The following is a 24,567-nucleotide window of genomic DNA, read 5'->3' on the forward strand; positions in this document are numbered from 1 at the left end:
GATGAGGCGAGTTGAAGCAGGAGGTTTTCGAAAGGACCCGGAAAGTGTTGCGGATTCCGTGCGCGGAGGTTGTCGTGTTGGCTGTGATTGCAATCTTCCGCGACCGGCCTTCCCTCGTGTGCGCGGGTGTGGAAGAGGAGAGGGCATGAAGCGTCACGCTCCGGCCACCGAACGCAACCGCGAACCGCTCCTCGCCGTCCTCCGGGAGGTGCTGCCCACGGAGGGCACGTTGCTGGAGGTGGCGAGCGGCACCGGCCAGCACGCGGCCTTCTTCGCGAAGGCGTTACCGGGCCTGACCTGGCAGCCGACGGATGGCGACCCGGCGGCGCTGGAGAGCATCGACGCGTGGCGCGTGGAGGACGGGCTGGCCAACGTCCTGCCCGCGCGCTGGCTGGACGCGAGCTCGGACGCATGGCCGGTGGAACACGCGGACGCCATGCTCTGCGTGAACATGATCCACATCGCGCCGTGGGCGGCCTGCCAGGGATTGATGCGGGGCGCGGCGCGGGTGCTGCGCCCGGGCGGACGGCTGGTGCTGTACGGCCCCTACTTCGTGGAGGGAAGGGAGACCGCGCCGAGCAACCTCGCCTTCGACGAGTCGCTCCGCGCACGCGATCCGTCCTGGGGCGTGCGCGAGCTGGGCGCGGTGACCACCGAGGCGGCGCGCCACGGGCTCCAGCGCGAGCGCGTGGTGGAGATGCCGAGCAACAACCTCACGGTGGTGTTCCGCCGGTAGGACTTCCACCGGGACGGCGTTCATCACGCCGTCCCGGCGCGTGGGCTACATGCCGGGGCAGAGGCCACCCTTCAGCTGACGGGCGGTCTCGTGGACCTCGTCGATGAGCTGGCGCTTCTGCATCTGGTCCTGCGCGGAGTAGGTGATGGTGATGCCCTGCGGCGTGTCCGTGGCCACGGCCTTGGCGGGGACGGTGGGCGCCCCGGCCATGCCCTGGGCGCCACCTCCGCCGGTGGCGCTCTCGTCGAGGCCATCCTGGATCTCCATGGAGCTGTCGCCCAGGTCCTCCGCTCGCGCCATGCCCATGGGCGTCTCCTCGCTGGAGCCCTTGGATTGCTCTTTCAGCATCCGCCGGGCGCGCGTCTGGAGGTCTGACACCTGCGACGGGTCGGACGTGGTGAACATGAGCGCCACGCCGTCGGACGTGTCCTGCGTCTGGACCTGCGCGCCCGGGACCGACATGGGGCAGCGCTGGTCCCCCGTGGACGACATCGCGGTGGCGGACATCGGCTCCTTGGACTCCTCCTTGTGCATCCCCTTCTTGGAACAACCCGCGGAGAAACAAAGCGCAGCGGTCGCGGCGAGCATCAGCGGCAGTCGGGACATGGGCATGGTGTGCCTCCTCTGTCGTGGGTTTGTCGTGCGGCAAGGTGGAGAGGCGTCCCAGCCCTCGCAACACGTCCTCCGCGCTGCCTTGCCTGAAGGCCCCACCCCGGGGATGGACAGCTCCATCGCGGAGCCGACACGCCCCTCTCCGGGCCGCGAGCCTCAGCCCCGCTTCGTCATGTCGAACAGCGCGCGGGCCTGCGGCCCCAGGAACCCGTCGAACCCTCCCGAGCGCTGGGCGATTTCGAAGTACGCATACGGCCACGAGCGCGTGCCACCGCCCCGGAGCGTCAGGGGCAGCGGGGCCGCGTGCGTGGCCGTCTGCCGGAGCGAAGTGCCGGGCGCGCCCTCGATGTCCGCCTTCATGGGCACGCCCGCCTCGCGCATGCGCCGCTGCCACGCCTCCACGTCGTCCACCGCGCCGGTGAAGTGATTCACCTTGCGGCCGAAGGCCAGCAGCCACGCCCCGTACTGCGTCTCCTTCTCCAGCTCCAGCAGCGCGGCTTCGTCCGGAGGCTGCGGCGCCGTGAACCACGCCGCGAGCGCCTCCACGTCCTCCGGCGGCGGCGGATCCACCGGCAGCGCGGCGAGCAGCTCGCGGGCGCGGGGCGACAGCTCCTCCTGCTTCAGCTCGGACAGGAAGACGCGCGGCAGGCCGTCCGGATGCGACAGGTAGATGGCGGACAGGTGCGCGTCCGGGAACGTGTACGCGCCGGCCGGCTTCCACCCGAACCGCTCGAACACGCGGGAGAAGAGGGCGATGCCTCCCTCCGGCCGCGCGAGGGTGCGGAACGCGACGTGGTCGTTGCGGAAGTGTCCCCCGGACAGCGTCACGAAGGTGCGCGCGAAGGGGACTTCGGAGGCGTAGCGCTCCCACAGCAGGTCCAGGAACTGCGAGGCGTCGGAAGCGGAGGTCGTCATGCCCGGCAGTCTACGCCGCGCTCCCTGGGGCTTTGAGCGCCATCCTCGAACCGTATTCTGCTACGTGAGCCCCATGGGGTTCGCGTCCGCGTCCTCCGCCGGCCTGTGCGCCGTCTGCGATGACAGCTATTGCGACCCCAGCGCGGAGAACTCCTACAGCTGCCCGCAGGACTGCCCCTACCTGTCTGACTTCTGCTACGTGTCGCCGGCGTACTGAGCCCGTGGGTCGCGCGGGTGGCTTCAGCGCAGCTCCACCGTGAGCCCGCCGAAGGTCATCGCCTCCAGGTGACCGTCGTCTCCGGAGTGCGTCATCGGCGCCTCCGCGAGCCCCACCGCCACCAGCGAGTCCCCGTCCGCGTCCACTCCCAGCAGGTGGAAATGGCGGCCCTGTCCCTCGGGGCCGGGCCGCCGCGTGCGCACCGTCTGGCCGTCGGTGGACGCGAGCGCGAGCAGGGCCCCGGCGCCGCGCGAGATGCTCATCCCGCCGTACCACCGGTCCCAGCCGGACGCGCCCACGGCCGCCAGTCCCGCGTCCGTCCAGCGCAGCGCGGAGAAGTGGTCCGCGCGGCCCGTGTCCACGCGGTGCTCGAAGCGCAGGGCGCCCGAGTCGAGCGACAGCACGCCCAGGTAACCGTCGTAGGGCGTCATCCGGTCCTGCGCGCCCGGCGAGGACGGGTACCAGGCGATGGCGCCATCCGAGCCCTCCGTCACCACGGTGCCCGCGAGCGCCACCTCCCCGTCGCGCACCGCCATGTCGAAGACGACGAACTCCGCCGCCCGGACAGGGACGAAGACGTGCGTCCCGATGCGCGTCCCCACGGGCGTGAAGGCCGTCACGGCGAAGGGCTGCCGTTCGGTGTCCGCGGGCGTGGTGACGTCGTCGCCGGAGCGGCAGTGCACGGAGGTGAAGTCGTTGAACGTGCGGCTGGAGGCCAGGCATCGGGAGCTGTTCCACGTGCGGCCCACCACCAGCCGGCCGTCCGAGTCCACCGCGAGCAGCGGCCGGAGCGGGGCCTCGCGCCAGCGGAACTCGTCATAGGCCCAGGCGGCCGGCTGCGTGGAGTGGCGCCCGTCGACGACGCGGGTCCACTGCTCGGTGTAGCGCCCGTCCATCCACTGGAGCGTCATCATGCCTGACGCCAGGTCCTGGGTGGCGGGCCCGCCTTCCGGAATGGCCACGAGCGACAGGAAGGCCACGGCCACGTCCTCGCCGCGCGCCTCCGTGCGCAGCCAGCCGTCGGTGAGGGCGTGGACCCAGGGCGACTTCATGCGGAACGCGGGGGAGGGCAGGGTGTCTCCCAGGTCCGCGCCGGGCACCGTCGCGGGCGCGGGCAGGGGCTGCCGTGACAGCACCTGGCCTTCGGCGGACAGGCGCACCAGGTCGTAGGCCTCCGCGGTCGCGCCGGTGCGCTCGACGCTCAGGGTGACCTCTCCGGACGGATGCACGGTGAAGTCGCTCAGGTGGTCACCGGCCGCGGCGTCGAACCGCCACGGTCGCGTGCCGTCCTGCGCGGACACGGTGAGCCGGCGGGTGTCCCGTCCCTCCGCGTCCCGCGTCGTCTCCAGCACGAAGGTGCGTCCAGAGGCCCGCCGCACCTTGAGGCCCCCGAAGTCCCCGCGCGGCTGCGTCTGGGCGGACGGCGTGCCCTGCTCGAACGCCCGGGTGAGCCCGGGCACCGCGCACTCCGAGCCCTCACACGGGGATGCAGGCCCGTCCGTCCCATGGCAGGCGGCGGCGCCCCACGACAGCAGGGCGCCCAGCAGGTACCGCGTCCGGCGGAGGTCCATGACTCGCATGCCTCCTCATACGGAGGCACGCGGCCCGGCGGGTCGTGCCCACCGGGCCGGGCCATGCCTCCACGGCCCTCCGGATGGGATGAAGGCCATGTCCCATCCGCCGCGCGTCGTGCTGCCGCTCCTGGCCCGCGCCTGCTGCGCTTCGTCCTTCCTCTTGCTGAAAGACCTCACCAGGGTCAGGGGCGAGTGCGGATGGCGGCCAGCCGACGTGCACCTTCGACGTGCCGGAGGCGGAGGCCCCCGAGGAGTGACGCGGTGGGACTGGTAGGCTCCAGCCATGGGCGTCCACGACTACCGATGCAGTGTCTGCGGTCCTCCCTCGTCATTCGAGTGCGGTGAGAAGACCGGCAAGGAGTGCGAGGAGGAGGGCTTCGGCAACGACGAGGCCCTCCTGGACCTGTTCTTCTTCGTCGCCGACGAGGCGCCGGAGGACGCGGACGCCTTCGAGGAAGCCCGGAGCCGCGCCCGCCGCACGCGGACGCAGTCCTTCGGCTACGACTGGGGCGACTGGGAGTTCGTCCCCAGCCTCAACTACCGGCAGCTGCTCATGGACGACGATGACTCCACGGGCGTCTGGCGCATCGAGCCGTACGAAGAGGACATGAGTGACGGCAGCCCTGTCTCGCTGGAGATTCCAGAGGGCGAGCGCGTCTGGGTGGTCAATTACTGCCCTGTCTGCCATCCGCTGTTCGCCGAAGGCAAGACGCCCCAGGACGAGCCCTGTCTGGAATACCTCCGGGCCGTGGCCGAGAACCTGGACCTGGACTTCGACGGCGTGAAGGGCAGCGCGGACAAGCCGGCCTTCATCGCCACCGTGCGGGAGCGCGTCGCCCGGAGGCGGCCCGTGGCCCGCTGATACAGGGGTTCGCCTGCTTGCTGGACAGCCGCGCGGGTGACAGGGGCGCGGTGGCCGGCAGGCGGGCAAGGGGCATCCCTTCCGCCTCTGCGTCGCGCGTTCCCTTCGGTCCCTAGGTTGAACCCGTGGCGGAGAGATGCCACCGGGGAGGGACGGCATGCGCGACGTGAAGGCCGTGGGGCTGGCGATGCTCGTACTCCTGGGGAGCACGGGGTGTGGTGCCATCGCCCATGACGTGGCGAAGCAGGGCACGGAGGGCGCCCTGGAGTCCATCCAGGAGCATGAGGCGGAGAAGACCGCCGAGGAGCAGGCCACCGACGACGCCTTGGCCCGCCGCGAAGCAGAGCAGGCCGCGCGCGGAATGCTCGACGCGGTCACCCGGCCAGAGACTCCGCCCACCGCGCCAGGGGACCCGCCGTCGGGCGGGCCGGTGGCGGAGGTTCCCGGCGGAGTCCTGGGGCACGCATCCGGTGGCACCGGGACGGGAGGCTCGGGGTTCGAGACCTACTCCTCGACGATGGCCTCGCAGGTCGCGAAGGGGCTGAGCGCGGAGCTGGAGCGTCAGCTGGGGCCAGAGGGAGAAGGTCCGTTGGGTCAGAGCCTGTCCGCCACCGCGGGCCGGATGGCGACCACCATGGTGGAGCAGTCGCGCCAGGAGCTGGGCTCCGTCTTTCCCGAATGCGAGGGGCGCCAGGGGGCCGAAGCCGTGGCCTGCCGGGACGCGGCGCTGACGCGGCTGGGCGGAGCCTTCAGCCTGGGCGTCGCGGGCGGGCTGGTGCGCTCGTTCCAGCCGTGGCTCCTGGGGCTCGCCTTCGGCGGCGGGCTGCTGGTGGGGATGCTGGTGTTCCTGGGCCTCTCCGTGGCCCGGCTGCGCCGCGAGGTCGAACCCCTGCGCGAGCGCCGTCACGCCTGAGGTTCATGCCCCGCTGAACGCCTCAGCTGGCGGAGACCCGCGCGTCGGTGACGCGGACGTCGTCCGGCAGGTTGGCGACCCAGGTGGTGACTTCTTCCAGGTGGAGCGTCTCCTCGCGCAGGACGTCGCGGAAGGCGTCCACCAGGTCGGGCGGTCCCAGCTCCTGGGCCAGGTCCACGAGCATCGCCCAGCCGGCGTTGTTGAGGATTTCGGAGATGAGGACCGCGCGCAGCGCGTCCGGGAGCGTGGCGCACGGGTCGTCCACGGCCCGGAGCAGCCCATGGGGCCGCGGATCCGCGCCGTCCCCGGGCGTCGTCAGCTGGGGCACGTCCACGCCGAGCCGGTAGATGCACTCGCGGATGAGGTTCAGGTGGTCCAGTTCCTGGTTGTGCAGCTCCACCAGCCGCTCCGGCGTGGGGCCTCCCGGGTAGCTGCCCAAAGCATGGGTCTTCACCAGCAGGCCCGCGTAGAGCCGTGAACTGGTCCGCTCGAAGGCGAGCCGCTCCCTCAGCTGGGCGACGAAGAGCAGGGGCGTGGGGCCCTCCACGGTTTGGAGCGCATGGCCCACCACCTCCTTGAGGTCCGGCAGGTGCAACTCGCCCAGGTGTCCCGCGATGCGCATGAGGTGCACCCGCAGGAACCGCACGGCGCTGCCCGAGCGGGGCAGGGCGGAGTCCCGGAGCGGCCCCTCACGGGCCACCTGCTCCAGCTCCTCGGCGGTGAGCTGTTCCGCCGTGTGCTTCAGTCCCCAGTCTCCACCTTCACCAGATGACATCGCGCCCCTCCCGCCAGGGATGTCTTCCGGTGCGATGGCCTCGGAAGGAGGGCACAACGTGGAAACGATGCGCCGGGCCCGCCATCGGCCCTGGGGGCTAGCGCACCGCCGCCGGGGCGGAAGCGAGGGACTCCCGCAGCCTCGCGATGTCACGCGAAGGTGGTGCACCGAACATCCTGCTGTACTCGCGACTGAACTGGGACGGGCTCTCGTAGCCCACGGAGTGGCCGGCCATGGCCGCGTCCATGGCCTGGGCCAGCATCAGGCGGCGGGCCTCCTGGAGCCGCAGCTGCTTCTGGTACTGCAACGGGCTCATGGCGGTGACGGACTTGAAGTGGTGGTGGAGCGCGGACGGGCTCATGTGGACGGTGCGCGCCAGCCGCTCGATGCGCAGCGGCGCGGCGTAGTGCTCCTTGAGCCAGTGGATGGCGCGGGTGACGGACTCGCGGCGGCTGTCCGCCACGGCGATGCGCCGCAGCCGTTCGGAGTTCTCGCCGGACAGCAGGCGGTAGAGGATTTCACGGATGACGAGCGGCGCGAGCACGGGGATGTCGCGCGGCGTGTCCAGCAGCCGCACCAGCCGCGCCGTCGCGTCCAGCAGCGGCGCGCCCACGGGCCCCAGGGCCAGGCCCCGGACCATGTCCGTGGGGCCGGGCGGCTCCAGCGCCGCCTCCATCATCAGGCTGCCCAGCTGCCCGGGCTCCAGGTCCAATCGGAAGCAGAGGTAGGGCGCTTCGGGAGACGCCTCCACCACCTGCCCCGTGACGGGCAGGTCCACGGACGCGACGAGGCACTGGTCCGGGCCATAGACATACAGCTCGTCGCCCAGGAGCACCTGTTTGCGGCCCCGAGCCACGATGCACAGCGCCGGCTCTTGCAGCGCGTGCAGGGGCGTGGAGGGGTGGGAGGCGCGGATGAGCACCATGCGGGGGATGGCGGTGGCGTGGATGCCGTCCGTGGGCGTGTGGCGCTCCAGGAGCGTCGCCAACTCGGACAGGTGCGGGCTCAGGTCGGAGGTGGGGCGGGCGGTCGGCATGTGCGTCCGTTCTAACTCCTGCCGGGGATGGGCGCTCGTGCAGGAATGGGCAAGAGTCCGCGAGCATCCGGATAACGCCGTCCCCACGCTCCTTGAGAGGGTGCGGTCATCCCCGGCGCCCTTCGCGCCGGGCCCAAGCGCGAGGACAAAAGCGATGACGACGGACATCCAGGGCAAGGTGGTGGCCATCACGGGAGCGAGCAGCGGCATTGGCGAGGCGACAGCCCGCCTGCTCGCCAGTCAGGGAGCGAAGGTGGTGCTGGGCGCGCGCCGGACGGACCGGCTGGAGGCGCTGACGGGCGAGCTGAGGGCGAAGGGCGGCGAGGTGCGCTACCGGCCGCTGGACGTGACGAAGCGCGAGGACGTGGAGGGCTTCGTGGCCTTCACGCTGAAGGAGTTCGGGCGGCTGGACGTGCTCATCAACAACGCGGGGGTGATGCCGCTGTCCAAGCTGGAGGAGCTGAAGCTGGACGAGTGGAACCGGATGATCGACGTGAACATCCGGGGCGTGCTGCACGGCATCGCCGCGGGGCTGCCGGTGATGAAGCGCCAGAAGTCGGGGCAGTTCATCAACCTGTCCTCCATTGGCGGGCACGCGGTGAGCCCGACGGCGGCGGTGTACTGCGCCACGAAGTTCGCGGTGATGGCCATCTCCGAAGGCCTGCGCCAGGAGGTGGGCGCGGACATCCGGGTGACGGTGATTTCGCCCGGGGTCACCACGTCGGAGCTGGCGGACAGCATCAGCGACCCGGCGTCGCGCGAGTACATGCGTGAGTTCCGCAAGGATGCCATTCCGGCGGACGCCATCGCCCGCGCCATCGGCTACGCCATCAGCCAGCCCGCGGACGTGGACGTGAGCGAGATCATCATCCGCCCCACGTCGAGCCCATACTGAGAGTGGTTGGGCGGATGTCAGTCATGGCATAGGGTGGGAGTCCTCTGAGGGGGAGCCCATCCTATGCCTGTCTTGAGACGTCCTCTGTCTGCTTTCATGCTCGGCGCCTGTCTGCTCATGCTGAGCGCCTGTGTTAAGGACTACTTTGACGTCGTGACCGACCCGGATGCGGGGTCGGATGCCGGCCCGACAGAACCGCCACCGCCTGTCATCCCGGAAGGACATACGCTGCTGACGCCGTCGGCGGAGCGCCAGACCGTGGCCTGGGACGCGGCGGTGACGTCGATCCGGTTCGCCTTCGTGGCCCGGGCCGGGCAGCACTATGACTTCGCCGCGGAGGGGCGGTCGCAGGGCTACGTCCTGACCCTGCGTGACGCAGCGGCCGTCACGCTGAGCCAGTCCGGCCCCAGCAAGTCAGGCGTCCCCTTCACCTGGCACTGGTCGGGGCTCTCCGACGGTGCCGTCTACACCGTGGAGCTCACGCAGGAGAGCTACGCGGCAGGGGAATCGCTGAGCTTCCGCTTCGTGGACCAGGGGCCTGATGACCATGGGGACCTGCCCCTCGCGGCGACCCCGTGGGTTCCCTCCGAACAGCCTCTGACGGGCCGGGGCGAGCATGCGGGTGAGCAGGACACGTTCGCCTTCGAGACCGTGGCGGACCATGTCTACGCCATCGACTGCGCCTTCCCGACCGGGGACTGGCAGTTGTCCTTCTTCAAGCTCACGGAGGGGTATTACAGCGTCGTGGGCAGCTTCCCGTTCACGCAGACGCGGGCCGCCACGGCCATCAGGTCCCAGGGCGGGCGGCACGTCGTCTCCATCCAGGACCGGAGTCCGGCTCCGTCGTCAGGGACGTACAGCTGCGTGTTGAGGGACATGGGCCTGGACGACCACGGAAACCTGTTAACCACGGCGACCCAACTGCCCCGGGGCACGACGTCCGCGCAGGGGAAGCTCGACTACGTCGAGGACGTGGACGTCTTCGATCTGGAGGTCGTGCCCGGGCGCTTCTACCGCGTGTCATGCACCCTGGAGGATTCGAAGCCCTGCATCGTCCATGCGAAGCCGGGCTTCGAACAGTCCACCTCTCGGCCGGGTGTGACCTTCGAAGCGGGGGGCTCCCTGCACACCGTGTGGACGCAGGGGGACGGCGTCGTTCCGGCACAGTGGCGGGCGCTCCCCTATACCCTCCAGTTCGAGGACCTGGGCCCGGATGACCACGGCAACTTCCCGTTCACGGCGACGCCGCTCACGGGGCCGTCGCAGACCGTCCGGGCCCACCTCTTCGTCCCCGTCGACCACGACGTCTTCTCCTTCGAGACCACCGCCGGACAGCGCTACCAGTTCAGCTCGCCGTGGAGGGAGGGTCAGGGGCAGGTGCGCTCCATCGTCACCAACATGTCGGGTGTCGACCAGGAGGTGCCCCGCGCGCACATCGGTTCGAACTGGGTCCAGACCTTCACGGCCCCGACGACGGGGACCTACTGCATCAATTTCTCCGCGGACGTCGACACGAACCTGGGGGAATACACCTTCCAGTTCGAAGCGCTCACCCCCTGAACACCCATCCATGCCCATGCTGAAACAATCCCTGTCTGCCTTCATGCTCGGCGCCTGTCTGTTCACGCTGGGCGCTTGTGATTCCAAGGACGACCCCAGCCCTGACGCCGGCACCTCCGTCGACGCGGGGACCGATGCCGGGACCGAGCCGGACGCGGGGTCGGACGCCGGTTCGACGGAGCAACCACCGCCCGTCATCCCGGAGGGCCACACGCTGCTGACGCCGTCGTTCACGGAGGTCCACTCCGTCCCGTGGGGCGATTGGGGCGTGCCGCTCCGGTTCGCCTTCCTCACCCAGGCCGGACACCACTACGACTTCATCATCGAAGCGGAGAACGACGGCCACTACTTGAGCATGGCGGAAGGGACTTTCACGACGCTCGCGTATGAAGGCCTGCTACCCCCCACCTCCTCCGTCATCACCCGGCATTGGTCGGGACTGAAGGGCAACGTCTTTCATACCGTGGAGGTGTCGCAGGCGTCGGAGGCTGCCCTGCGGCCCTTCACGTTCCGCTTCGTGGACATGGGGCCGGACGACCACGGCGACCTGCCCACCACGGCGACACCCTGGACGCCCTCGGAGCAGGTACTGGTGGGCAAAGGGGAGCACTGGGGAGAACGGGACCTGCTCTCCTTCAAGACCGTGGCGGGCAAGGTCTACGCGCTCGACTGCACCTTCCCCACGCCGTACTGGGACCTGTCCATCATCAATGATCGCGGGCAGCGCTACGGCGTCGCGAACAACGACACAACCCTGCAGAACCATGCCGCCACGGCCTTCAAGTCTCCGGGGGGCGTCTTCTTCGCATCCATCAAGGACCAGCAGGACAACACCACCACCCAGCCGTATTCGTGCGTCCTGAAGGACATGGGGGCGGAGGACCACGGCGACACCGTGGAGACCGCCACCCGGCTCGAAGCGGGCACCTCGTCCGTGCAGGCGAAGATTGAAACCGTCACGGACACGGACGTCTTCTCCCTGGGCGTCCTGGCCGGTCACCACTACCGGGTGTCATGCACCATCGACGGCGACAAGGCCTGCGAGGTTCGCAATGCCAGACCGGGCGGCGAGTTCACCGGTCCGCCGGGTGACCGCACGAGGACGGCCTTCAAGACGTCCCAGACTCCGCACTTCGTGAGCGTGAACATCAATCCCGCCGTGCCGGCGTATTGGGTGCAGGGGCACTACATGCTCCAGATCGAGGACCTGGGCGCGGATGACCACGGCGACACCCTGGCCACGGCGACGCGGCTCACGGGACCCATGCAGACCGTGTCCGTTCGCATCCCGGACCTGCTGGACCACGACGTCCTTTCGTTCCAGGGCACCGCCGGTCAGCGCTACCAGTTCAGCTGTGATTGGAAGGAAACCCCGGGGCAGGTGCAGCTGTACGCGGACGTCAGCCTGGGCCTGGGCACCTGGGTGCAGTCCACCCGGGAACATGTAGGCCAACGCTGGGTGCAGAGCATCAATGCCCCCACGTCCGGGACCTACAACATCGACCTGTGGACGGACTCCACGGCCACGCTCGGGGACTCCACCTGCCAGTTCGAAGTCCTTGCCCCCGAATGAACCCACGCCGCGGTCCCGGGACGTCTGCCCGGGACCGCGGCGCTCGCATCACATGTTGCGCCGGTACTGGCCGCCCACCTCGTACAGCGCGCGGGACAGCTGGCCCAGCGTGCACACCTTGCAGGCGTCCATCAGCGCGCCGAACACGTTGCCGTTGTCCAGGGCCGCGCGGCGCACCGCCTCCAGCGCGGCGGGCGCCGTCTTCGCGTTGCGCTTCCAGAAGGCGTCACGCGCGGTGATGGCGTAGTCCTTCTCCTCCTTCGTCGCGCGGATGACTTCCGGCGGCGTCACCGTGGGGGAACCCTTCGGATCCAGGAAGGTGTTCACCCCGATGATGGGCAGCGTCCCGTCGTGCTTCTGCATCTCGTAGTAGAGCGACTCCTCCTGAATCTTGGAGCGCTGGTACATGCGCTCCATCGCGCCCAGCACGCCGCCGCGCTCGGAGATGGCGCGGAACTCGTTGAGCACCGCCGCCTCCACCAGGTCCGTCAGCTCCTCGATGATGAACGAGCCCTGGTTGGGGTTTTCGTTCTTCGACAGGCCGAACTCTTTGTTGATGACCAGCTGGATGGCCAGCGCGCGCCGCACGCTCTCCTCCGTGGGCGTGGTGATGGCCTCGTCGTAGGCGTTCGTGTGCAACGAGTTGCAGTTGTCGTTGAGCGCCAAGAGCGCCTGCAGCGTGGTGCGGATGTCGTTGAAGGCAATCTCCTGCGCGTGCAGGGAACGGCCGGACGTCTGGATGTGATACTTCAGCTTCTGCGACCGGTCGTTGCCGCCGTACTTGTCCCGGATGGCCTTGGCCCAGATGCGGCGGGCCACGCGCCCCAGCACCGCGTATTCGGGGTCCATGCCGTTGGAGAAGAAGAACGACAGGTTGGGCGCGAAGTCGTCGATGTGCATCCCGCGCGACAGGTAGTACTCGACGAAGGTGAAGCCGTTCGCCAGCGTGAAGGCCAGCTGGGAGATGGGGTTCGCCCCGGCCTCCGCGATGTGGTACCCGGAGATGGACACCGAGTAGAAGTTCCGCACCTTCTGGTCGATGAAGTACTGCTGGATGTCGCCCATCACGCGCAGGGCGAACTCCGTGGAGAAGATGCAGGTGTTCTGCGCCTGGTCCTCCTTGAGGATGTCCGCCTGCACCGTGCCGCGCACCGCCTGGAGCGTGGACGCGCGGATCTTCGCGTAGACGTCCGCCGGCAGGACTTCGTCACCGGACACGCCCAGGAGCAGCAGGCCCAGCCCGTCGTTGCCCTGGGGCAATTCGCCCTGGTAGCGCGGACGCGGCAGACCGCGCTCCTTGTAGAGCGCTTCGATCTTCTTCTCGACCTCGTCCACCTTGCCGTTGGCGCGGATCCACTTCTCGCACTGCTGATCCACCGCGGCGTTGAGGAAGAAGCCCAGCAGCATGGGCGCCGGGCCGTTGATGGTCATGGACACGGACGTGGACGGGTCCGCCAGGTCGAAGCCGGAGTAGAGCTTCTTCGCGTCGTCCACGTTCGCGATGGACACGCCTGAGTTGCCCACCTTGCCGTAGATGTCCGGCCGGTGGTCCGGGTCCTCGCCGTACAGCGTCACCGAGTCGAACGCCGTGGACAGGCGCTTCGCCGGCAGGCCGCGCGACACGTAGTGGAAGCGCTTGTTGGTGCGCTCCGGGCCGCCCTCGCCCGCGAACATGCGAGCGGGGTCCTCACCCTCGCGCTTGAGCGGGAATACGCCCGCGGTGAACGGGAAGGCGCCCGGCGCGTTCTCCCGCAGGAGCCACGTCAGGATGTCGCCCCAGTCCTCATACTTGGGCAACGCAATCTTCGGCACGCGCAGGTGCGACAGCGTCTCGCTGATGAGGTCCAGCTCGATGACCTTGTCGCGCACCTGGAACTGGTACTTGGACGCGGCGTAGCGCTTCTTCGTGGCGGGCCACTCGGCCAGCAGTCGCCGGCAGTCCGCGTGCAGGCGGCTCTCCAGGTCCTGGTACAGCGCCACCAGGTCACCCAGGTACGCGGGCTCGCCCTCCACGCGCTCGGTCACCTGCACCACGTCGTCCGCGCTCTTCGGCTCGACGATCTCCAGCTTCTTCTTCCCCACGTTCTGGCGCAGGGCCTGGATGGTGCCGTGCAGCTGGTACATTCGCCGGGCGATGGCGGCCTGGGCGCGCACGAAGCCGTCGTAGTCCTCACAGGCGTCGACGATTTCGGCCAGGTAGCGCGTGCGCTCCGGGGGGATGATCCACTTCTTCTCGCTCATGCCGGGCGTGAGCTGGAAGCGGCTGTCCAGCTTCGCGCCCGTCTTCTTCACCAGCGCGTCGATGATGGCCCGGTAGAGCGTGTTCATCCCCGGGTCGTTGAACTGCGACGCGATGGTGCCGTACACGGGCACCGCGTCATCCGCCAGGGTGAAGGCGTTGTGGTTGCGCTTCCACTGCTTCTTCACGTCGCGCAGCGCGTCCAGCGACCCGCGCTTGTCGAACTTGTTGATGGCGATGACGTCCGCGAAGTCGAGCATGTCGATCTTCTCGAGCTGCGTCGCCGCGCCGTACTCGGCCGTCATCACGTAGAGCGCCACGTCCGAGTGCTCGGTGATTTCCGTGTCCGACTGCCCGATGCCGGAGGTCTCCACCACGATGAGGTCGAAGCCCGCCGCCTTGCAGACTTCAATCGAGTGGGCGACGTGCCGGGACAGGGCCAGGTTGCTCTGGCGGGTGGCCATCGAGCGCATGTAGACGCGCGGGTTGTCGATGGCGTTCATGCGGATGCGGTCGCCCAGCAGCGCGCCGCCGGACTTGCGCTTGGACGGATCCACGGAGAGCACCGCGAGCGTCTTGTCCGGGAAGTCCGCCAGGAAGCGGCGCACCAGCTCGTCCACCAGGCTGGACTTGCCGGCGCCGCCCGTGCCGGTGATGCCCAGCACGGGCACCCGGGGTGCGTCCGTGCCGGCGTCCTTCAGCGCGGTGCGCAGCTCTTCGCCCGCGTCCGCGAAGTTCTCCGCGATGGTGATGAGCGACGCGATGCGCTCCGGCTCGCGGGGCAGCGGGGCCTTGAGCAGGCCCTTGAAGTCGGACGGGCGCTTCTCGAAGTCACATTGGGAGATGAGGTCGTCGATCATCCCCTGCAGGCCCATGGCGCGGCCGTCGTCCGGGGAATAGATGCGCGCGACGCCGTACTTGTGCAGCTCGTCGATTTCCGTGGGGAGGATGGTGCCGCCGCCGCCGCCGAACACCTTGATGTTCGCGCCGCGCTCGCGCAGCAGGTCAATCATGTACTTGAAGTACTCGACGTGGCCGCCCTGGTAGGACGTGAGGGCGATGCCCTGGGCGTCCTCCTGGATGGCGCAGTCGACGATCTCCGCCACGGACCGGTTGTGGCCCAGGTGGATGATCTCCGCGCCGGAGGACTGCATCAGGCGGCGCATCACGTTGATGGCCGCGTCGTGTCCGTCGAAGAGGCTGGCGGCCGTGACGATGCGGACGTGGTGCTGGGGCCGGTACGGCTGGGGAGCGGTGGTCGGTTGGGGGTGTCGCACGGGCGTACACTAGGAGTGCGGTGCAGGCCCGGCAAGCGATTGAGACAGGCGTTGCGCGATGGACGACGCGCCTTGTCACGCCTGCGATTAGGGCAGGAATGCCCCCAGCACACGCAGTGCGGCGGAGGTAGGCGTCGCGCGTCCTTCGCGTACGGCCTGCTCCAGGACCGGCACCAGGGCGGCCACCTCGGGGTGCGCCCGCAGGGCTGCTCGCAGTCCGTCGTTCACCATGGCCCACATCCAGCCCACCTGCTGCTGGGTGCGCCGGTGGGAAAGGTCGCCGGAGGCCTCGCGCTTCGCGATGACGTCCACCACGGAGGCCCACAGCGTGTCGATGCCGGTTCCCTCCATGGCGCTGCACGTGGTGACCACCGGCTCCGCGCCGGGGCGCATCAGGTGCAGGGCGGCGCGGTACTCAGCGCGGGCCCGCGTGGCGCGCGGCAGGTTGTCGCCGTCCGCCTTGTTGATGGCCACCATGTCCGCGACTTCGAGGATGCCGCGCTTGATGCCCTGCAGCTCGTCACCGGCGCCCGCGAGCATCAGCACCAGGTAGAAGTCCACCAGGTCCGCGACCACCGTCTCGGACTGGCCCACGCCCACCGTCTCCACCAGCACCACGTCGAAGCCCGCGGCCTCGCAGAGCAGCAGCGTCTCCCGCGTCTTGCGCGCGACGCCGCCCAGCGTGCCGCTGGAGGGGCTGGGGCGGATGTACGCGGCCATTTCGCGCGCCAGCCGGTACATGCGCGTCTTGTCGCCCAGGATGCTGCCGCCCGTGATGCTGCTGGACGGGTCGATGGCGAGCACCGCCACCTTGTGGCCGCTGCCCACCAGGTGCATGCCCAGCGCGTCGATGAAGGTGCTCTTGCCCACGCCCGGCACGCCGCTGATGCCCACGCGGCGGCTCCTGCCGGTGTGGGGCAAGAGCCGCGTGAGGACCTCCTGCGCGAGCGCGGCGTGCTTCGGGTGCTCGCTCTCCACCAGGGTGATGGCGCGCGCGAGCACCGCCCTGTCGCCCGCGCGCACGCCGTCCACGTAGGTGTCCGCGGGCAGCAGCTTCACGCCGCCTCCTGCTCGGCGGCCAGCTTGTCGAGCAGCTCGATGGCGGCTTTCGCGATGACGGTGCCCGGGCCGAAGATGGCGGCGGCGCCCGCGGCGCGAAGCGCGTCGTAGTCCTGCGGCGGGATGACGCCGCCCACCACGACCATGATGTCCTCGCGGCCCAGGGCCTTGAGGGCGTGCTTGAGCTGCGGCACCAGCGTGAGGTGGCCCGCGGCCAGCGACGACGCGCCGACCACGTGCACGTCGTTCTCCACCGCCTGGCGCGCGGACTCCTCCGGCGTCTGGAACAGCGGGCCGATGTCCACGTCGAAGCCCAGGTCCGCGAACGCGGTGGCGATGACCTTCTGCCCGCGGTCGTGGCCGTCCTGGCCCATCTTCGCGATGAGGATGCGCGGCCGGCGGCCGAAGCGCGCCAGGAAGTCATCCGCCTTCGCCCGCGCCTCCGCGATGCCCTGCGCCTGTCCCGCTTCCGCTGAATACACGCCTGTCACCCCGCGCACGGTGGCCTCGTAGCGCCCGAAGACCTTCTCCAGGGCGTCGCTGATTTCGCCGACGGTGGCCTTCGCCCGAGCCGCGTCGATGGCCAGCGCCAGCAGGTTGCCCTCGTTGCGCCGGCCCGCTTCGGTGAGCGCGTCCAGGCGGCGGCGGACCTCCTCCGCGTTGCGCTCCGCGCGCAGCTCGCGCAGGCGGGCAATCTGCGCCTCGCGCACGGCGGAGTTGTCCACCTTGAGGATTTCAATGTTGTCCGGGCGCTCCGGCGGGTACTTGTTCACGCCGATGATGGCCTGACGTCCGGAGTCGATGCGCGCCTGGGTGCGCGCGGCGGCCTCTTCGATGCGCAGCTTGGGCAGGCCCGCGTCGATGGCCTTGGTCATGCCGCCCAGCGCCTCCACCTCCTGGATGTGGCCCCAGGCCTTCTGGGCCAGCTCGTGGGTGAGGCGCTCCACGTAGTAGCTGCCGCCCCACGGGTCGATGACGCGCGTGGTGCCGCTCTCCAGCTGGAGGTACAGCTGCGTGTTGCGGGCGATGCGCGCGCTGAAGTCGGTGGGCAGCGCGATGGCTTCGTCCAGCGAGTTGGTGTGCAGGCTCTGGGTGTGGCCCTGCGTCGCGGCCATGGCCTCCACGCAGGTGCGCACGACGTTGTTGTAGACGTCCTGCGCGGTGAGGCTCCAGCCGGACGTCTGGCAATGGGTGCGCAGCGCCAGGCTCTTGTCGCTCTTGGGGTTGAAGCCCTTGATGAGGCGGGCCCAGAGGAGGCGGGCCGCGCGCATCTTGGCCACCTCCATGAAGAAGTTCATCCCGATGGCCCAGAAGAACGACAGGCGCGGGGCGAACGCGTCCACACCCAGGCCGGCGGCGAGGCCCGCGCGGACGTACTCCACGCCGTCCGCGAGCGTGTAGCCCAGCTCCAGGTCCTGCGTCGCGCCGGCCTCCTGCATGTGGTAGCCGCTGATGCTGATGCTGTTGAAGCGCGGCATCCGCTCCGCCGTGAACTTGAAGATGTCCCCGATGATGCGCATCGAGGGACCGGGCGGATAGATGTACGTGTTGCGGACCATGAACTCCTTGAGGATGTCGTTCTGGATGGTCCCGCTGAGCTGCTCGGGCTTCACGCCCTGTTCCTCGGCCGCGACCACGTAGAGCGCGAGCACGGGGAGGACGGCGCCGTTCATCGTCATCGACACGCTCATCTGATCGAGCGGGATGCGGTCGAACAGGATGCGCATGTCCTTGATGGAGTCGATGGCGACGCCCGCCATGCCCACGTCACCCGCGACGCGCGGATGGTCGCTGTCGTAGCCCCGGTGCGTGGCCAGGTCGAACGCGATGGACAGGCCCTTCTGTCCGGCCGCGAGGTTGCGGCGGTAGAAGGCGTTGGACGCCTCCGCCGTGGAGAAGCCCGCGTACTGGCGCACCGTCCACGGCTGCTGCACGTACATGGTGGAGTAGGGGCCGCGCACGAACGGAGGCAGGCCCGGCAGCGAGCCCAGGTGCGCCACGCCCTCCAGGTCCTCGCGGGTGTAGAGCGGCTTGACCGGGATGCCCTCGGGCGTGTCCCAGCGTTCGGCGGAGGCCGTGGCCTGGCTCGCGTGCGCGCGCTGCTGCTCCAGCACGGACGCGGGCGTCTGGGTTTCAGGAGCGTCGAAGGCGACGCGGGAGAAGTCCGGAACGGTGGGGCGCATCAGGCCACTCCCAGTTGCGTGTGCAGCGTCTTCAGGAGCTGGACCAGGTCCGCTCCCGCGTAGAGGAAGAGATCCACGCCGGCCGCGCGGAAGGCGGCCTCGTGGTCACCGGGACGGCCCGCGACGGCGACCGTGCGGGCGCCCTTCGCCTTGAGGGCCGCGACGTAGGCGGGCAAGGCCTCCGGGTAGAGGGCATCCGGACCGGAGATGACGGCGAGCGTCGTGCCCGCCTTGGCGAACAGCTCCGCGGCGGCGTTCGCGTCCGCGAAGCCGTGGTGCTCGTTGGGCTCGATGCCGCCCACGGCGAGCACGTTGGCGATCCACGTGGAGCGCGCGGTGTGCTCCGCCACGGTGCCCAGGTTGGCCATGAAGGCGCGAGGACGGACGCCGTGCGCCGCGTGGTAGCGGTCGCTCGCGTCGCGCAGGGACTCGAAGGCCTCCGCCACGCGCACGGGCTGGGGCGGGGTGACGGCGCCCTCGGCCTGCGCGGGCGCGGCGGCGCGGGCCTCGCGCTGCACGGGGGCTTCGTGGAGGTGGGGGAACTCGCTGACGCCCACGATGGGGAGCTTGCGCGTGCGCACGGCCTTGTCGCGCGCGGTGCGCGTCTCCGTGAGCACGCGGGCCACGTCGCCCTGCGCGATGGCGCGGGAGATGCCGCCCAGCGCTTCGACGCGCTGGAGCTCCGTCCAGGCCGCGCGGGCGAACTCGCCGGTGAGCTGCTCCAGGTAGTAGCTGCCGCCCGCGGGGTCCGCGACGCGGTTGAGGCTGGACTCGTCGCGCAGGATGAGCTGCGTGTTGCGCGCGAGGCGCCGGCTCTGTTCGTCAGGCGTGCCCAGGGGCTCGTCGAAGGGGGCGGTGCTCACGCTGTCCGCGCCCGCGACGACGGCGGCGAAGGACTCCGCGGTGCCGCGCAGGATGTTCACCCACGGGTCGCGCCGCGTCTTGGTGGCGCTGGCCGTGCGCGCGTGCAGCGCCATGGCCTGCGACTCCGGCGCGCCGCCCGAAGCGGCGACGACCTTGGACCAGAGCAGCCGCGCCGCGCGCAGCTTGGCGATCTCCGGGAAGAACTGGCCGCCCACGGACAGGGCGAACTGCATGGACCGCGAGGCCTCACCCGGGGACACGCCCGCGCGCTCCAGCTCGCGCAGGTACTCCACGCTGGTGGCGATGCTCCAGGCCAGCTCATGCACGGACGTGGCGCCCGCGTCCGCCCAGGGACGCGACGACACGAGCAGCGCGCGCAGGCCCGGCGCGTCCTTGAGCAGCGACGTGACGATGGGCGCGGCCTCCGTCAGCGTGCGGGCCACGTCCACCTTCGCGGCGCCGTGACGCGCGAGCGCCGCGATGGGGTCGATGCCCAGGCTGCCGCGCAGGGCCTGCTTCGCGGCGCCGGCCTTCTTCGCCAGCACCTCCAGCAGCAGGGACGCGGGCCGCAGCACGTCCGCGGTCGGCTCCAGGTGCACCGGCGTGCGCTCCAGCGGCACGTGCGCGAGCAGCCGCGCCAGCGTGGCCTCGTCCTTCACGTCCAGGCCGTGGGGCGCGTCCAGAAGCAGCCACACGCCCTGCGTCCCGCGCTCCAGGTCGTCGCGGAGCGCATCGGCGGTCGTGGCCACGTCCGGGCCCGCGTACTCCTGGCACAGGAGCCATCCGCCCTCGGTGTGGCCCAGGGGCTGGGTGCCGCGCACGTAGGGTGCGACGCCGGGCGGCTCCGAGGGCGCCGGGGCGTCCTGGGGCGTGTAGAGGGGCTGGAGGGACAGACCGCCCTCTAGGGGCGACTGGAGCACCGTGAAGGGCTTGCCCTTGAGGTCCTTGTCCACCAGCCGGCGCCACTCCTCGACGGAAGGGGGCGGGAAGTCCGCTGCGGTAAGAGGCACGTCAGCCATGCCCCTCCCATAGGCGCATTGCCCTACCCGGGGCAATGCCTTGGTGGCCCCGCCCGCCCCCGAGTGTGCCCGGCAGTCCCCATGCGTCACTGGGACGGCTTCGGGAACGTCTTCGTGATGCAGTGCAGGGAGCCCTGGCAGGGGATGAGGGTGTCCGAGGGGATGGGCGCGACCTTCACCGCGCCCGCGCCGAACTCGCGGTCCCGCGCCCACGGGTAGGTGGCCAGGGCCTCCCGCTCCTGGCCGTGGTGCCGCCAGGCCTGGGAGGGTGGGACCCAGCGGTACACGGGCACGGCCATCACGTCCCCCAGGCGGATTTTGACCTCCCTCTCCAGGGGGCGTGCCCGGAGGGCCGGTGTTGGTGGGTGGGGACAGGGGGGCGATAGATTCGCGGGCCATGAGCCCCGAGACGAAGTCCCCATCACGTGAGCCGGGCCTCGGAAGTCAGTTCCTGCTGGACGGGGTCCAACGGCTTTCCACCGAGACAGGCAGCTCCGATGCGCCCCTCACGCCGGGCGCCGTGCGGCTCCGCGCGCTGTGGACCCTGGCGAAGGGCTCGGGCCTGGTGCTGCTGGGCGCCGTCATCATGGGGGGCCTGGTCTGGCTGCGCATTGGCGGCGACGGCGGATGGGCACAGCTCCTGGTGGCGCCCACGTACTTCCTGGGCGCCGCCTATGTCATCGCGGGGCTCACGGGCCTGCTGACGGGACGCCCGTGGGACCGCACGCCCTTCTGGGTGAAGCTGCCGATGATGATCCTCGGTGCCCTCCTGGTGTTCACGGCCGGCATCGTCATCAGCGTCGTGGGCATGGAGGCCCTGCGCTCGGACACGGACTCAACGCAGGGGGCTCAGGTGGGCGCGAGCGAATGATTCGAAGTCGCGCGGCGCGCGGCCGTGCCCCGGAGCACAGGGGCCGTCACGTTGCCAGGGCACAACCCTCTCAAAGGCAATAGGTCCAGAGGGTGATGAGGCCAATGCCAGGCCAACACTTCCGGCATCGGTCGGTGGACTTCTCTCTGGTTAATGCAATTAAATCAAATTAAGCGGCTTTGACGCGTAGTTTCGCTCTTGGTAGGGATCAGGCGTCCCGGCAATCGCATTCCCGAGCGAGCTGGGACGTCACCCCTGCATGGAGGCGATGTGATGAAGCGTCAAAGCCTGTTCCTGGCCTTGTTGGTGTTGCCGTTGCTGGCGTGCGGCGGCATGGACGTGCCGTCGGAGGGGACGACGTCTGACGTGGAAGTGGGCAGTGTGGAGTCGCAGCTGCAGCCCAACTGGGCGTCGTGCAGTGGAGACTCGGACTGCGTCTCCAATCGCTGTGGCTGCAACGGGGGCACGACCCGCGTGTGTCTGCCGAACTCGACGTATCCGAAGCAGTGTGGCAACTGGACGGCGTGCAGCAGCGATTCGCAGTGCACGTCCAACTGGTGCGGCTGCAACGGTGGGCAGGTGCTGGTCTGCCTGCCGAACACCAGCTATCCGAAGTACTGCACCTGAGCCGTCCGCGCCGCCGCCCGTCGCCCGGGCGGTGGCGTGTTTCCCTTGGGTGTGCGGCTTCAACGCCAGACGTTCATGTGGGCTCGGGCGAATGATTCGAAGTCGCGAGGGGGCCGGCTGGTGACCCGGAGCACGGTGTCCGTCACGCGGTTCTCCGCTCCGTCCCGGATGGACGTATCGAGCAGCGTGAGGAAGCGCGCGTAGATCTCCGGCATGCCGGAGGCCTGAAGGTGCCGTTGGGCCTCCTCCGGCGTCGCATGCACGTGCCGGATGGGGCGGCCCGACACGCGGGACAGGATGGCCGCGAGGTCGTCGTAGCTCAGCGCCTGGGGCCCGGTGATGACGTGCGCGGTGTCATGGGACACGGCATCCGCCAGCGCCCGGACGCCCACCGCCGCGATGTCCGCCGCATCCACGAAGCCCACCCGTCCCTGGCCGGTGGCCGTCACCAGCGCGCCGTCGCGTTGGATGCTGCCCGCGTGGTGGTGGCTGGGGCTGATGAAGTTCTGCATGAACCATGACGGCTGGAGCACGGCCCACTCTGGCGCGTGCATGCGCAGGAAGTGGTGTACCTGTCCCAGCCCCGGGCCCTCCTCCGGAACGGCGGACGCGGAGAGCAGGACGACCCGCCGCACGCCGCCATCCAGCGCGCGCTTCAGGACGGAGGTCATGAGGGCGGACGGGTCCTCCACCAGCGCGGGCGCCAGGACATACATCCGGTCCACGCCCTCCAGCGCGGCTTCGTGCGTGGACGGATCCGCCCAGTCGAAGCGCACGTGTTCGGCGGCGGCGACGGGCGGCCGCGTGTCGCGCGTGGCGGTGCGCACCGTGAAGCCCTCCGCCGTGAGCCCTTGCGCGATGGGACGGCCCGTGTTGCCGGCGGCTCCGATGACGAGGATGCGCGTCATGCCTGCTCCCGGGTGAAGGACTCGAAGGTGCCGCGGGGCGCGGCCAGCGGGTTCCAGTACTCGCGGTAGTGCACGATGCGGCCGTCGCGCACCTGCATCCGCATCACGTAGTCCTGTTCGTAGGGGATGTTCCCGGGCAGCAGCGTCGCGGAGCCGTGCACCTCCATCCAGCCTGTCGTTGGATCCACGCTCGGGTGGCGCTGGACGTTCGTGAAGGTGAGCCCCTGGAAGTGCCTGGTGATGGGCGCGAAGTAGGCGCGGATGGCTTCGATGCCCTCCAGCCGGGCAGAGCCGCCGAGCGAGGGGGCATAGGGGAACTCGACGACGGCGTCGTCCGCGAAGAGCGTCAGCCAGCGCTCGACGTCCGTGGCGATGAGCGCGAGGTGCGCGTCCATCAGCCGTGCCAGGTCAGGGGAAGTGCGGTCCATGTGCGGCCTCCAGCAAGAGGTGATGGACCAGGAATAGGCCGCCCGTTATGGACGCTCCATGTCACTGCGTCCAAAAGAACTGTCTCCAAGTCCAATGCCTCCGGATGGAAAGACAGATGTGGTCTCCGACGTGCTGGAGACGCTGCGGTTCAAGACGCTGCTCTTCGGCCGCTTCGAGCTGGGGGCACCCTGGGCGGTGCGCATGCCCCGCAAGGCCAACGCATCCTTCTACGTGGTGGCGCGCGGAAGCCTGCGCCTCCAGGTGGAGGGCACGGCGAAGCCGGTGTTCCTGTCCGCCGGAGACGTGGTGCTGCTGCCCCGAGCGCCCGCGCACGTGCTGGATGACGGCGGCCGCCGCACCCCCGCCGCGAGCGACTTCATCCCGTCCCAGATGCTCCGCCCACCCGCAACGCGGCTGGGGGGAACCGGGCCGCTCACCACGCTAATCACCGGCTGCTTCCAGTTCGGCGCGGACCCCTCGCATCCGCTGCTGCGGGCCTTCCCCTCCATCATCCGCCTGTCCACGCAGGAGGGGCAGGGGACGCCCTCGCTCGCCGCGAGCGTGCAGCTCATCACCGCGGAGACCGCCCTGCCGGGGCCGGGCAGCGCGCTGGTGCTGGGCCGGCTGGCGGACGTGCTGCTCGTCCACGCGCTGCGGGCCCAGACGTCACTTGGAGGAACAAAGCAGGCGGGCTGGAAGGCGCTGGCGGACCCCGCCATCGGGAACGCGCTCGCGCTGATGCATGAACAGCCCGGCACCCCATGGACGGTGGCGCGGCTGGCTCGGTCCGTGGGCGTGTCGCGCTCCGGGTTCGCCGCGCGCTTCCACGCGCTGGTGGGAGAGACGCCGCTGCACTACCTGGCCAACTGGCGGATGATCCGCGCCGCGCGCTGGCTGCGTGAGTCCACCGACAGCCTGGACACCATCGCCGCGCGCGCCGGCTACGAAAGCGGGCCCGCCTTCAGCAAGGCCTTCAAGCGCCGCTGGGGCGTGGGGCCCGGAGCGTATCGGCGTGCGCCCACGGACAGTGGAGCCGGCGGGCCCCGTGTTGACCTGTAACAGCCATCCGTAGCGAGTGCGCTCCATGCGGAGCGCACTCGCACCACCACCCGTGCGGCCGCGCGTCAGACTTCAGCGCGCGCCGCGGGTCTTGGCTTTAGTAGTAGCAGCGCCAGTAGTCGTACCCTTCCCCGTCGCAATAGCAGAAGGCATGGCCCACACCCCCGGGGCGAATACACGTACGCGGGTTGGCCCCAGCAGATGGACATGACATGCCATCCAACACCTCGCACTCAAGCAATGCCGAGGAGGTGACGTCGGGCGCCGTCTGGCTTGCCGTGTCATCCACGGTCGCGGGCTCCATCGCGCCACCACAGCCAACGAGCAGCCCGAACATCAACGCTGAAATAAGTCCACGCATGTG

The 24,567-nt window shown here is 69.9% G+C and carries 22 protein-coding genes; 10 read left to right on the forward strand and 12 right to left on the reverse strand.

All coding sequences use genetic code 11. From position 1 onward, the window contains the following. Positions 1-145: 145 nt before the first annotated feature. A complete protein-coding gene (locus D7X30_RS04915; protein WP_120561615.1) occupies positions 146-736 on the forward strand; it encodes a DUF938 domain-containing protein in 591 nt (196 codons plus the stop codon). A 45-nt stretch (positions 737-781) separates the two neighbouring features. Here D7X30_RS04915 and D7X30_RS04920 read toward each other — a convergent pair whose 3' ends face one another. Then, positions 782-1,348, reverse strand: coding sequence for a hypothetical protein (locus D7X30_RS04920; protein WP_120561616.1), 567 nt, complete (start codon positions 1,346-1,348; stop codon positions 782-784). Between the two features lie 156 nt (positions 1,349-1,504). Then, on the reverse strand, positions 1,505-2,263 hold the full coding sequence (locus tag D7X30_RS04925; protein WP_120561617.1) for a DUF1338 domain-containing protein: 759 nt from the start codon (positions 2,261-2,263) through the stop codon (positions 1,505-1,507). 73 nt (positions 2,264-2,336) lie between these two features. On the opposite strand from D7X30_RS04925, the gene D7X30_RS41900 reads away from it, so the two are divergent. Next, positions 2,337-2,480, forward strand: a complete 144-nt coding sequence (locus D7X30_RS41900) for a hypothetical protein (RefSeq protein WP_158627259.1) — start codon at positions 2,337-2,339, stop codon at positions 2,478-2,480. A 23-nt stretch (positions 2,481-2,503) separates the two neighbouring features. Here the strand turns inward: D7X30_RS41900 and D7X30_RS04930 are convergent, their stop codons facing one another. Beyond that, positions 2,504-4,051 carry a hypothetical protein gene (locus D7X30_RS04930; protein WP_120561618.1) on the reverse strand — a complete coding sequence of 516 codons (1,548 nt, stop codon included), beginning with the start codon at positions 4,049-4,051 and terminating at the stop codon, positions 2,504-2,506. Positions 4,052-4,337: 286 nt separating this feature from the next. Between D7X30_RS04930 and D7X30_RS04935 the strand changes: the two genes are divergently transcribed. Continuing rightward, a complete protein-coding gene (locus tag D7X30_RS04935; RefSeq protein WP_120561619.1) occupies positions 4,338-4,916 on the forward strand; it encodes a hypothetical protein in 579 nt (192 codons plus the stop codon). Between the two features lie 157 nt (positions 4,917-5,073). Then, complete coding sequence (locus D7X30_RS04940) at positions 5,074-5,829, forward strand: hypothetical protein (RefSeq protein WP_120561620.1); 756 nt, start codon at positions 5,074-5,076, stop codon at positions 5,827-5,829. A 22-nt stretch (positions 5,830-5,851) separates the two neighbouring features. Here the strand turns inward: D7X30_RS04940 and D7X30_RS04945 are convergent, their stop codons facing one another. Both D7X30_RS04945 and D7X30_RS04950 read right to left on the reverse strand, forming a co-directional pair. Next, positions 5,852-6,604 carry a ferritin-like domain-containing protein gene (locus D7X30_RS04945; RefSeq protein ID WP_120561621.1) on the reverse strand — a complete coding sequence of 251 codons (753 nt, stop codon included), beginning with the start codon at positions 6,602-6,604 and terminating at the stop codon, positions 5,852-5,854. 97 nt (positions 6,605-6,701) lie between these two features. Beyond that, positions 6,702-7,640: an AraC family transcriptional regulator gene (locus D7X30_RS04950; RefSeq protein WP_120561622.1), complete on the reverse strand. Its 939-nt coding sequence runs from the start codon at positions 7,638-7,640 to the stop codon at positions 6,702-6,704. A gap of 154 nt (positions 7,641-7,794) precedes the next feature. Between D7X30_RS04950 and D7X30_RS04955 the strand changes: the two genes are divergently transcribed. From D7X30_RS04955 to D7X30_RS04965, 3 genes are all read left to right on the forward strand, one after another. Beyond that, on the forward strand, positions 7,795-8,535 hold the full coding sequence (locus D7X30_RS04955) for an SDR family oxidoreductase (protein WP_120561623.1): 741 nt from the start codon (positions 7,795-7,797) through the stop codon (positions 8,533-8,535). Positions 8,536-8,688: 153 nt separating this feature from the next. Beyond that, positions 8,689-10,095, forward strand: coding sequence for a hypothetical protein (locus tag D7X30_RS04960; RefSeq protein ID WP_147443113.1), 1,407 nt, complete (start codon positions 8,689-8,691; stop codon positions 10,093-10,095). A 10-nt stretch (positions 10,096-10,105) separates the two neighbouring features. After that, positions 10,106-11,668, forward strand: coding sequence for a hypothetical protein (locus D7X30_RS04965; protein ID WP_147443114.1), 1,563 nt, complete (start codon positions 10,106-10,108; stop codon positions 11,666-11,668). A 48-nt stretch (positions 11,669-11,716) separates the two neighbouring features. On the opposite strand, the gene D7X30_RS04970 is transcribed toward D7X30_RS04965, so the two are convergent. From D7X30_RS04970 to D7X30_RS04990, 5 genes are all read right to left on the reverse strand, one after another. Next, positions 11,717-15,184, reverse strand: coding sequence for a methylmalonyl-CoA mutase family protein (locus D7X30_RS04970; protein WP_120561626.1), 3,468 nt, complete (start codon positions 15,182-15,184; stop codon positions 11,717-11,719). Between the two features lie 87 nt (positions 15,185-15,271). Next, positions 15,272-16,243 (reverse strand): methylmalonyl Co-A mutase-associated GTPase MeaB, encoded by a 972-nt coding sequence (gene meaB, locus D7X30_RS04975; protein ID WP_120561627.1) that lies wholly within the window; start codon positions 16,241-16,243, stop codon positions 15,272-15,274. Further along, positions 16,240-18,426, reverse strand: coding sequence for a methylmalonyl-CoA mutase (gene scpA, locus D7X30_RS04980; protein ID WP_120561628.1), 2,187 nt, complete (start codon positions 18,424-18,426; stop codon positions 16,240-16,242). The genes meaB and scpA overlap by 4 nt, the downstream gene beginning before the upstream one ends. Next, positions 18,426-20,309 (reverse strand): methylmalonyl-CoA mutase family protein, encoded by a 1,884-nt coding sequence (locus D7X30_RS04985; RefSeq protein ID WP_120561629.1) that lies wholly within the window; start codon positions 20,307-20,309, stop codon positions 18,426-18,428. The genes scpA and D7X30_RS04985 overlap by 1 nt, the downstream gene beginning before the upstream one ends. Before the next feature lie 86 nt (positions 20,310-20,395). After that, the gene (locus D7X30_RS04990) at positions 20,396-20,608 is read right to left on the reverse strand and encodes a hypothetical protein (protein WP_120561630.1); all 213 of its coding nucleotides are present in this window, start codon (positions 20,606-20,608) and stop codon (positions 20,396-20,398) included. Positions 20,609-20,706: 98 nt separating this feature from the next. Here D7X30_RS04990 and D7X30_RS04995 point away from each other — a divergent pair, with 98 nt between their 5' ends. Both D7X30_RS04995 and D7X30_RS05000 read left to right on the forward strand, forming a co-directional pair. Further along, positions 20,707-21,180 (forward strand): hypothetical protein, encoded by a 474-nt coding sequence (locus tag D7X30_RS04995; protein WP_120561631.1) that lies wholly within the window; start codon positions 20,707-20,709, stop codon positions 21,178-21,180. Between the two features lie 273 nt (positions 21,181-21,453). Further along, the gene (locus tag D7X30_RS05000; RefSeq protein ID WP_120561632.1) at positions 21,454-21,807 is read left to right on the forward strand and encodes a hypothetical protein; all 354 of its coding nucleotides are present in this window, start codon (positions 21,454-21,456) and stop codon (positions 21,805-21,807) included. Positions 21,808-21,866: 59 nt separating this feature from the next. On the opposite strand, the gene D7X30_RS05005 is transcribed toward D7X30_RS05000, so the two are convergent. Beyond that, a complete protein-coding gene (locus D7X30_RS05005) occupies positions 21,867-22,715 on the reverse strand; it encodes an NmrA family NAD(P)-binding protein (RefSeq protein WP_120561633.1) in 849 nt (282 codons plus the stop codon). Further along, positions 22,712-23,143, reverse strand: coding sequence for a nuclear transport factor 2 family protein (locus D7X30_RS05010; RefSeq protein ID WP_120561634.1), 432 nt, complete (start codon positions 23,141-23,143; stop codon positions 22,712-22,714). The genes D7X30_RS05005 and D7X30_RS05010 overlap by 4 nt, the downstream gene beginning before the upstream one ends. 118 nt (positions 23,144-23,261) lie before the next feature. Between D7X30_RS05010 and D7X30_RS05015 the strand changes: the two genes are divergently transcribed. Beyond that, positions 23,262-24,203 carry an AraC family transcriptional regulator gene (locus D7X30_RS05015; protein WP_233591381.1) on the forward strand — a complete coding sequence of 314 codons (942 nt, stop codon included), beginning with the start codon at positions 23,262-23,264 and terminating at the stop codon, positions 24,201-24,203. Positions 24,204-24,567: the final 364 nt, after the last annotated feature.

The sequence above is a fragment of the Corallococcus sp. AB011P genome (assembly GCF_003611605.1).
GTDB lineage: Bacteria > Myxococcota > Myxococcia > Myxococcales > Myxococcaceae > Corallococcus > Corallococcus coralloides.

Coding starts and splice junctions, on each gene's coding strand:
- D7X30_RS04915 (WP_120561615.1), top strand. CDS start 146: ATGAAGCGTCACGCTCCGGCCACCGAACGCAACCGCGAACCGCTCCTC.
- D7X30_RS04920 (WP_120561616.1), bottom strand. CDS start 1,348: ATGCCCATGTCCCGACTGCCGCTGATGCTCGCCGCGACCGCTGCGCTT.
- D7X30_RS04925 (WP_120561617.1), bottom strand. CDS start 2,263: ATGACGACCTCCGCTTCCGACGCCTCGCAGTTCCTGGACCTGCTGTGG.
- D7X30_RS41900 (WP_158627259.1), top strand. CDS start 2,337: ATGGGGTTCGCGTCCGCGTCCTCCGCCGGCCTGTGCGCCGTCTGCGAT.
- D7X30_RS04930 (WP_120561618.1), bottom strand. CDS start 4,051: ATGGACCTCCGCCGGACGCGGTACCTGCTGGGCGCCCTGCTGTCGTGG.
- D7X30_RS04935 (WP_120561619.1), top strand. CDS start 4,338: ATGGGCGTCCACGACTACCGATGCAGTGTCTGCGGTCCTCCCTCGTCA.
- D7X30_RS04940 (WP_120561620.1), top strand. CDS start 5,074: ATGCGCGACGTGAAGGCCGTGGGGCTGGCGATGCTCGTACTCCTGGGG.
- D7X30_RS04945 (WP_120561621.1), bottom strand. CDS start 6,604: ATGTCATCTGGTGAAGGTGGAGACTGGGGACTGAAGCACACGGCGGAA.
- D7X30_RS04950 (WP_120561622.1), bottom strand. CDS start 7,640: ATGCCGACCGCCCGCCCCACCTCCGACCTGAGCCCGCACCTGTCCGAG.
- D7X30_RS04955 (WP_120561623.1), top strand. CDS start 7,795: ATGACGACGGACATCCAGGGCAAGGTGGTGGCCATCACGGGAGCGAGC.
- D7X30_RS04965 (WP_147443114.1), top strand. CDS start 10,106: ATGCCCATGCTGAAACAATCCCTGTCTGCCTTCATGCTCGGCGCCTGT.
- scpA (WP_120561628.1), bottom strand. CDS start 18,426: ATGCGCCCCACCGTTCCGGACTTCTCCCGCGTCGCCTTCGACGCTCCT.
- D7X30_RS04985 (WP_120561629.1), bottom strand. CDS start 20,309: ATGGCTGACGTGCCTCTTACCGCAGCGGACTTCCCGCCCCCTTCCGTC.
- D7X30_RS04990 (WP_120561630.1), bottom strand. CDS start 20,608: ATGGCCGTGCCCGTGTACCGCTGGGTCCCACCCTCCCAGGCCTGGCGG.
- D7X30_RS04995 (WP_120561631.1), top strand. CDS start 20,707: ATGAGCCCCGAGACGAAGTCCCCATCACGTGAGCCGGGCCTCGGAAGT.
- D7X30_RS05000 (WP_120561632.1), top strand. CDS start 21,454: ATGAAGCGTCAAAGCCTGTTCCTGGCCTTGTTGGTGTTGCCGTTGCTG.
- D7X30_RS05005 (WP_120561633.1), bottom strand. CDS start 22,715: ATGACGCGCATCCTCGTCATCGGAGCCGCCGGCAACACGGGCCGTCCC.
- D7X30_RS05010 (WP_120561634.1), bottom strand. CDS start 23,143: ATGGACCGCACTTCCCCTGACCTGGCACGGCTGATGGACGCGCACCTC.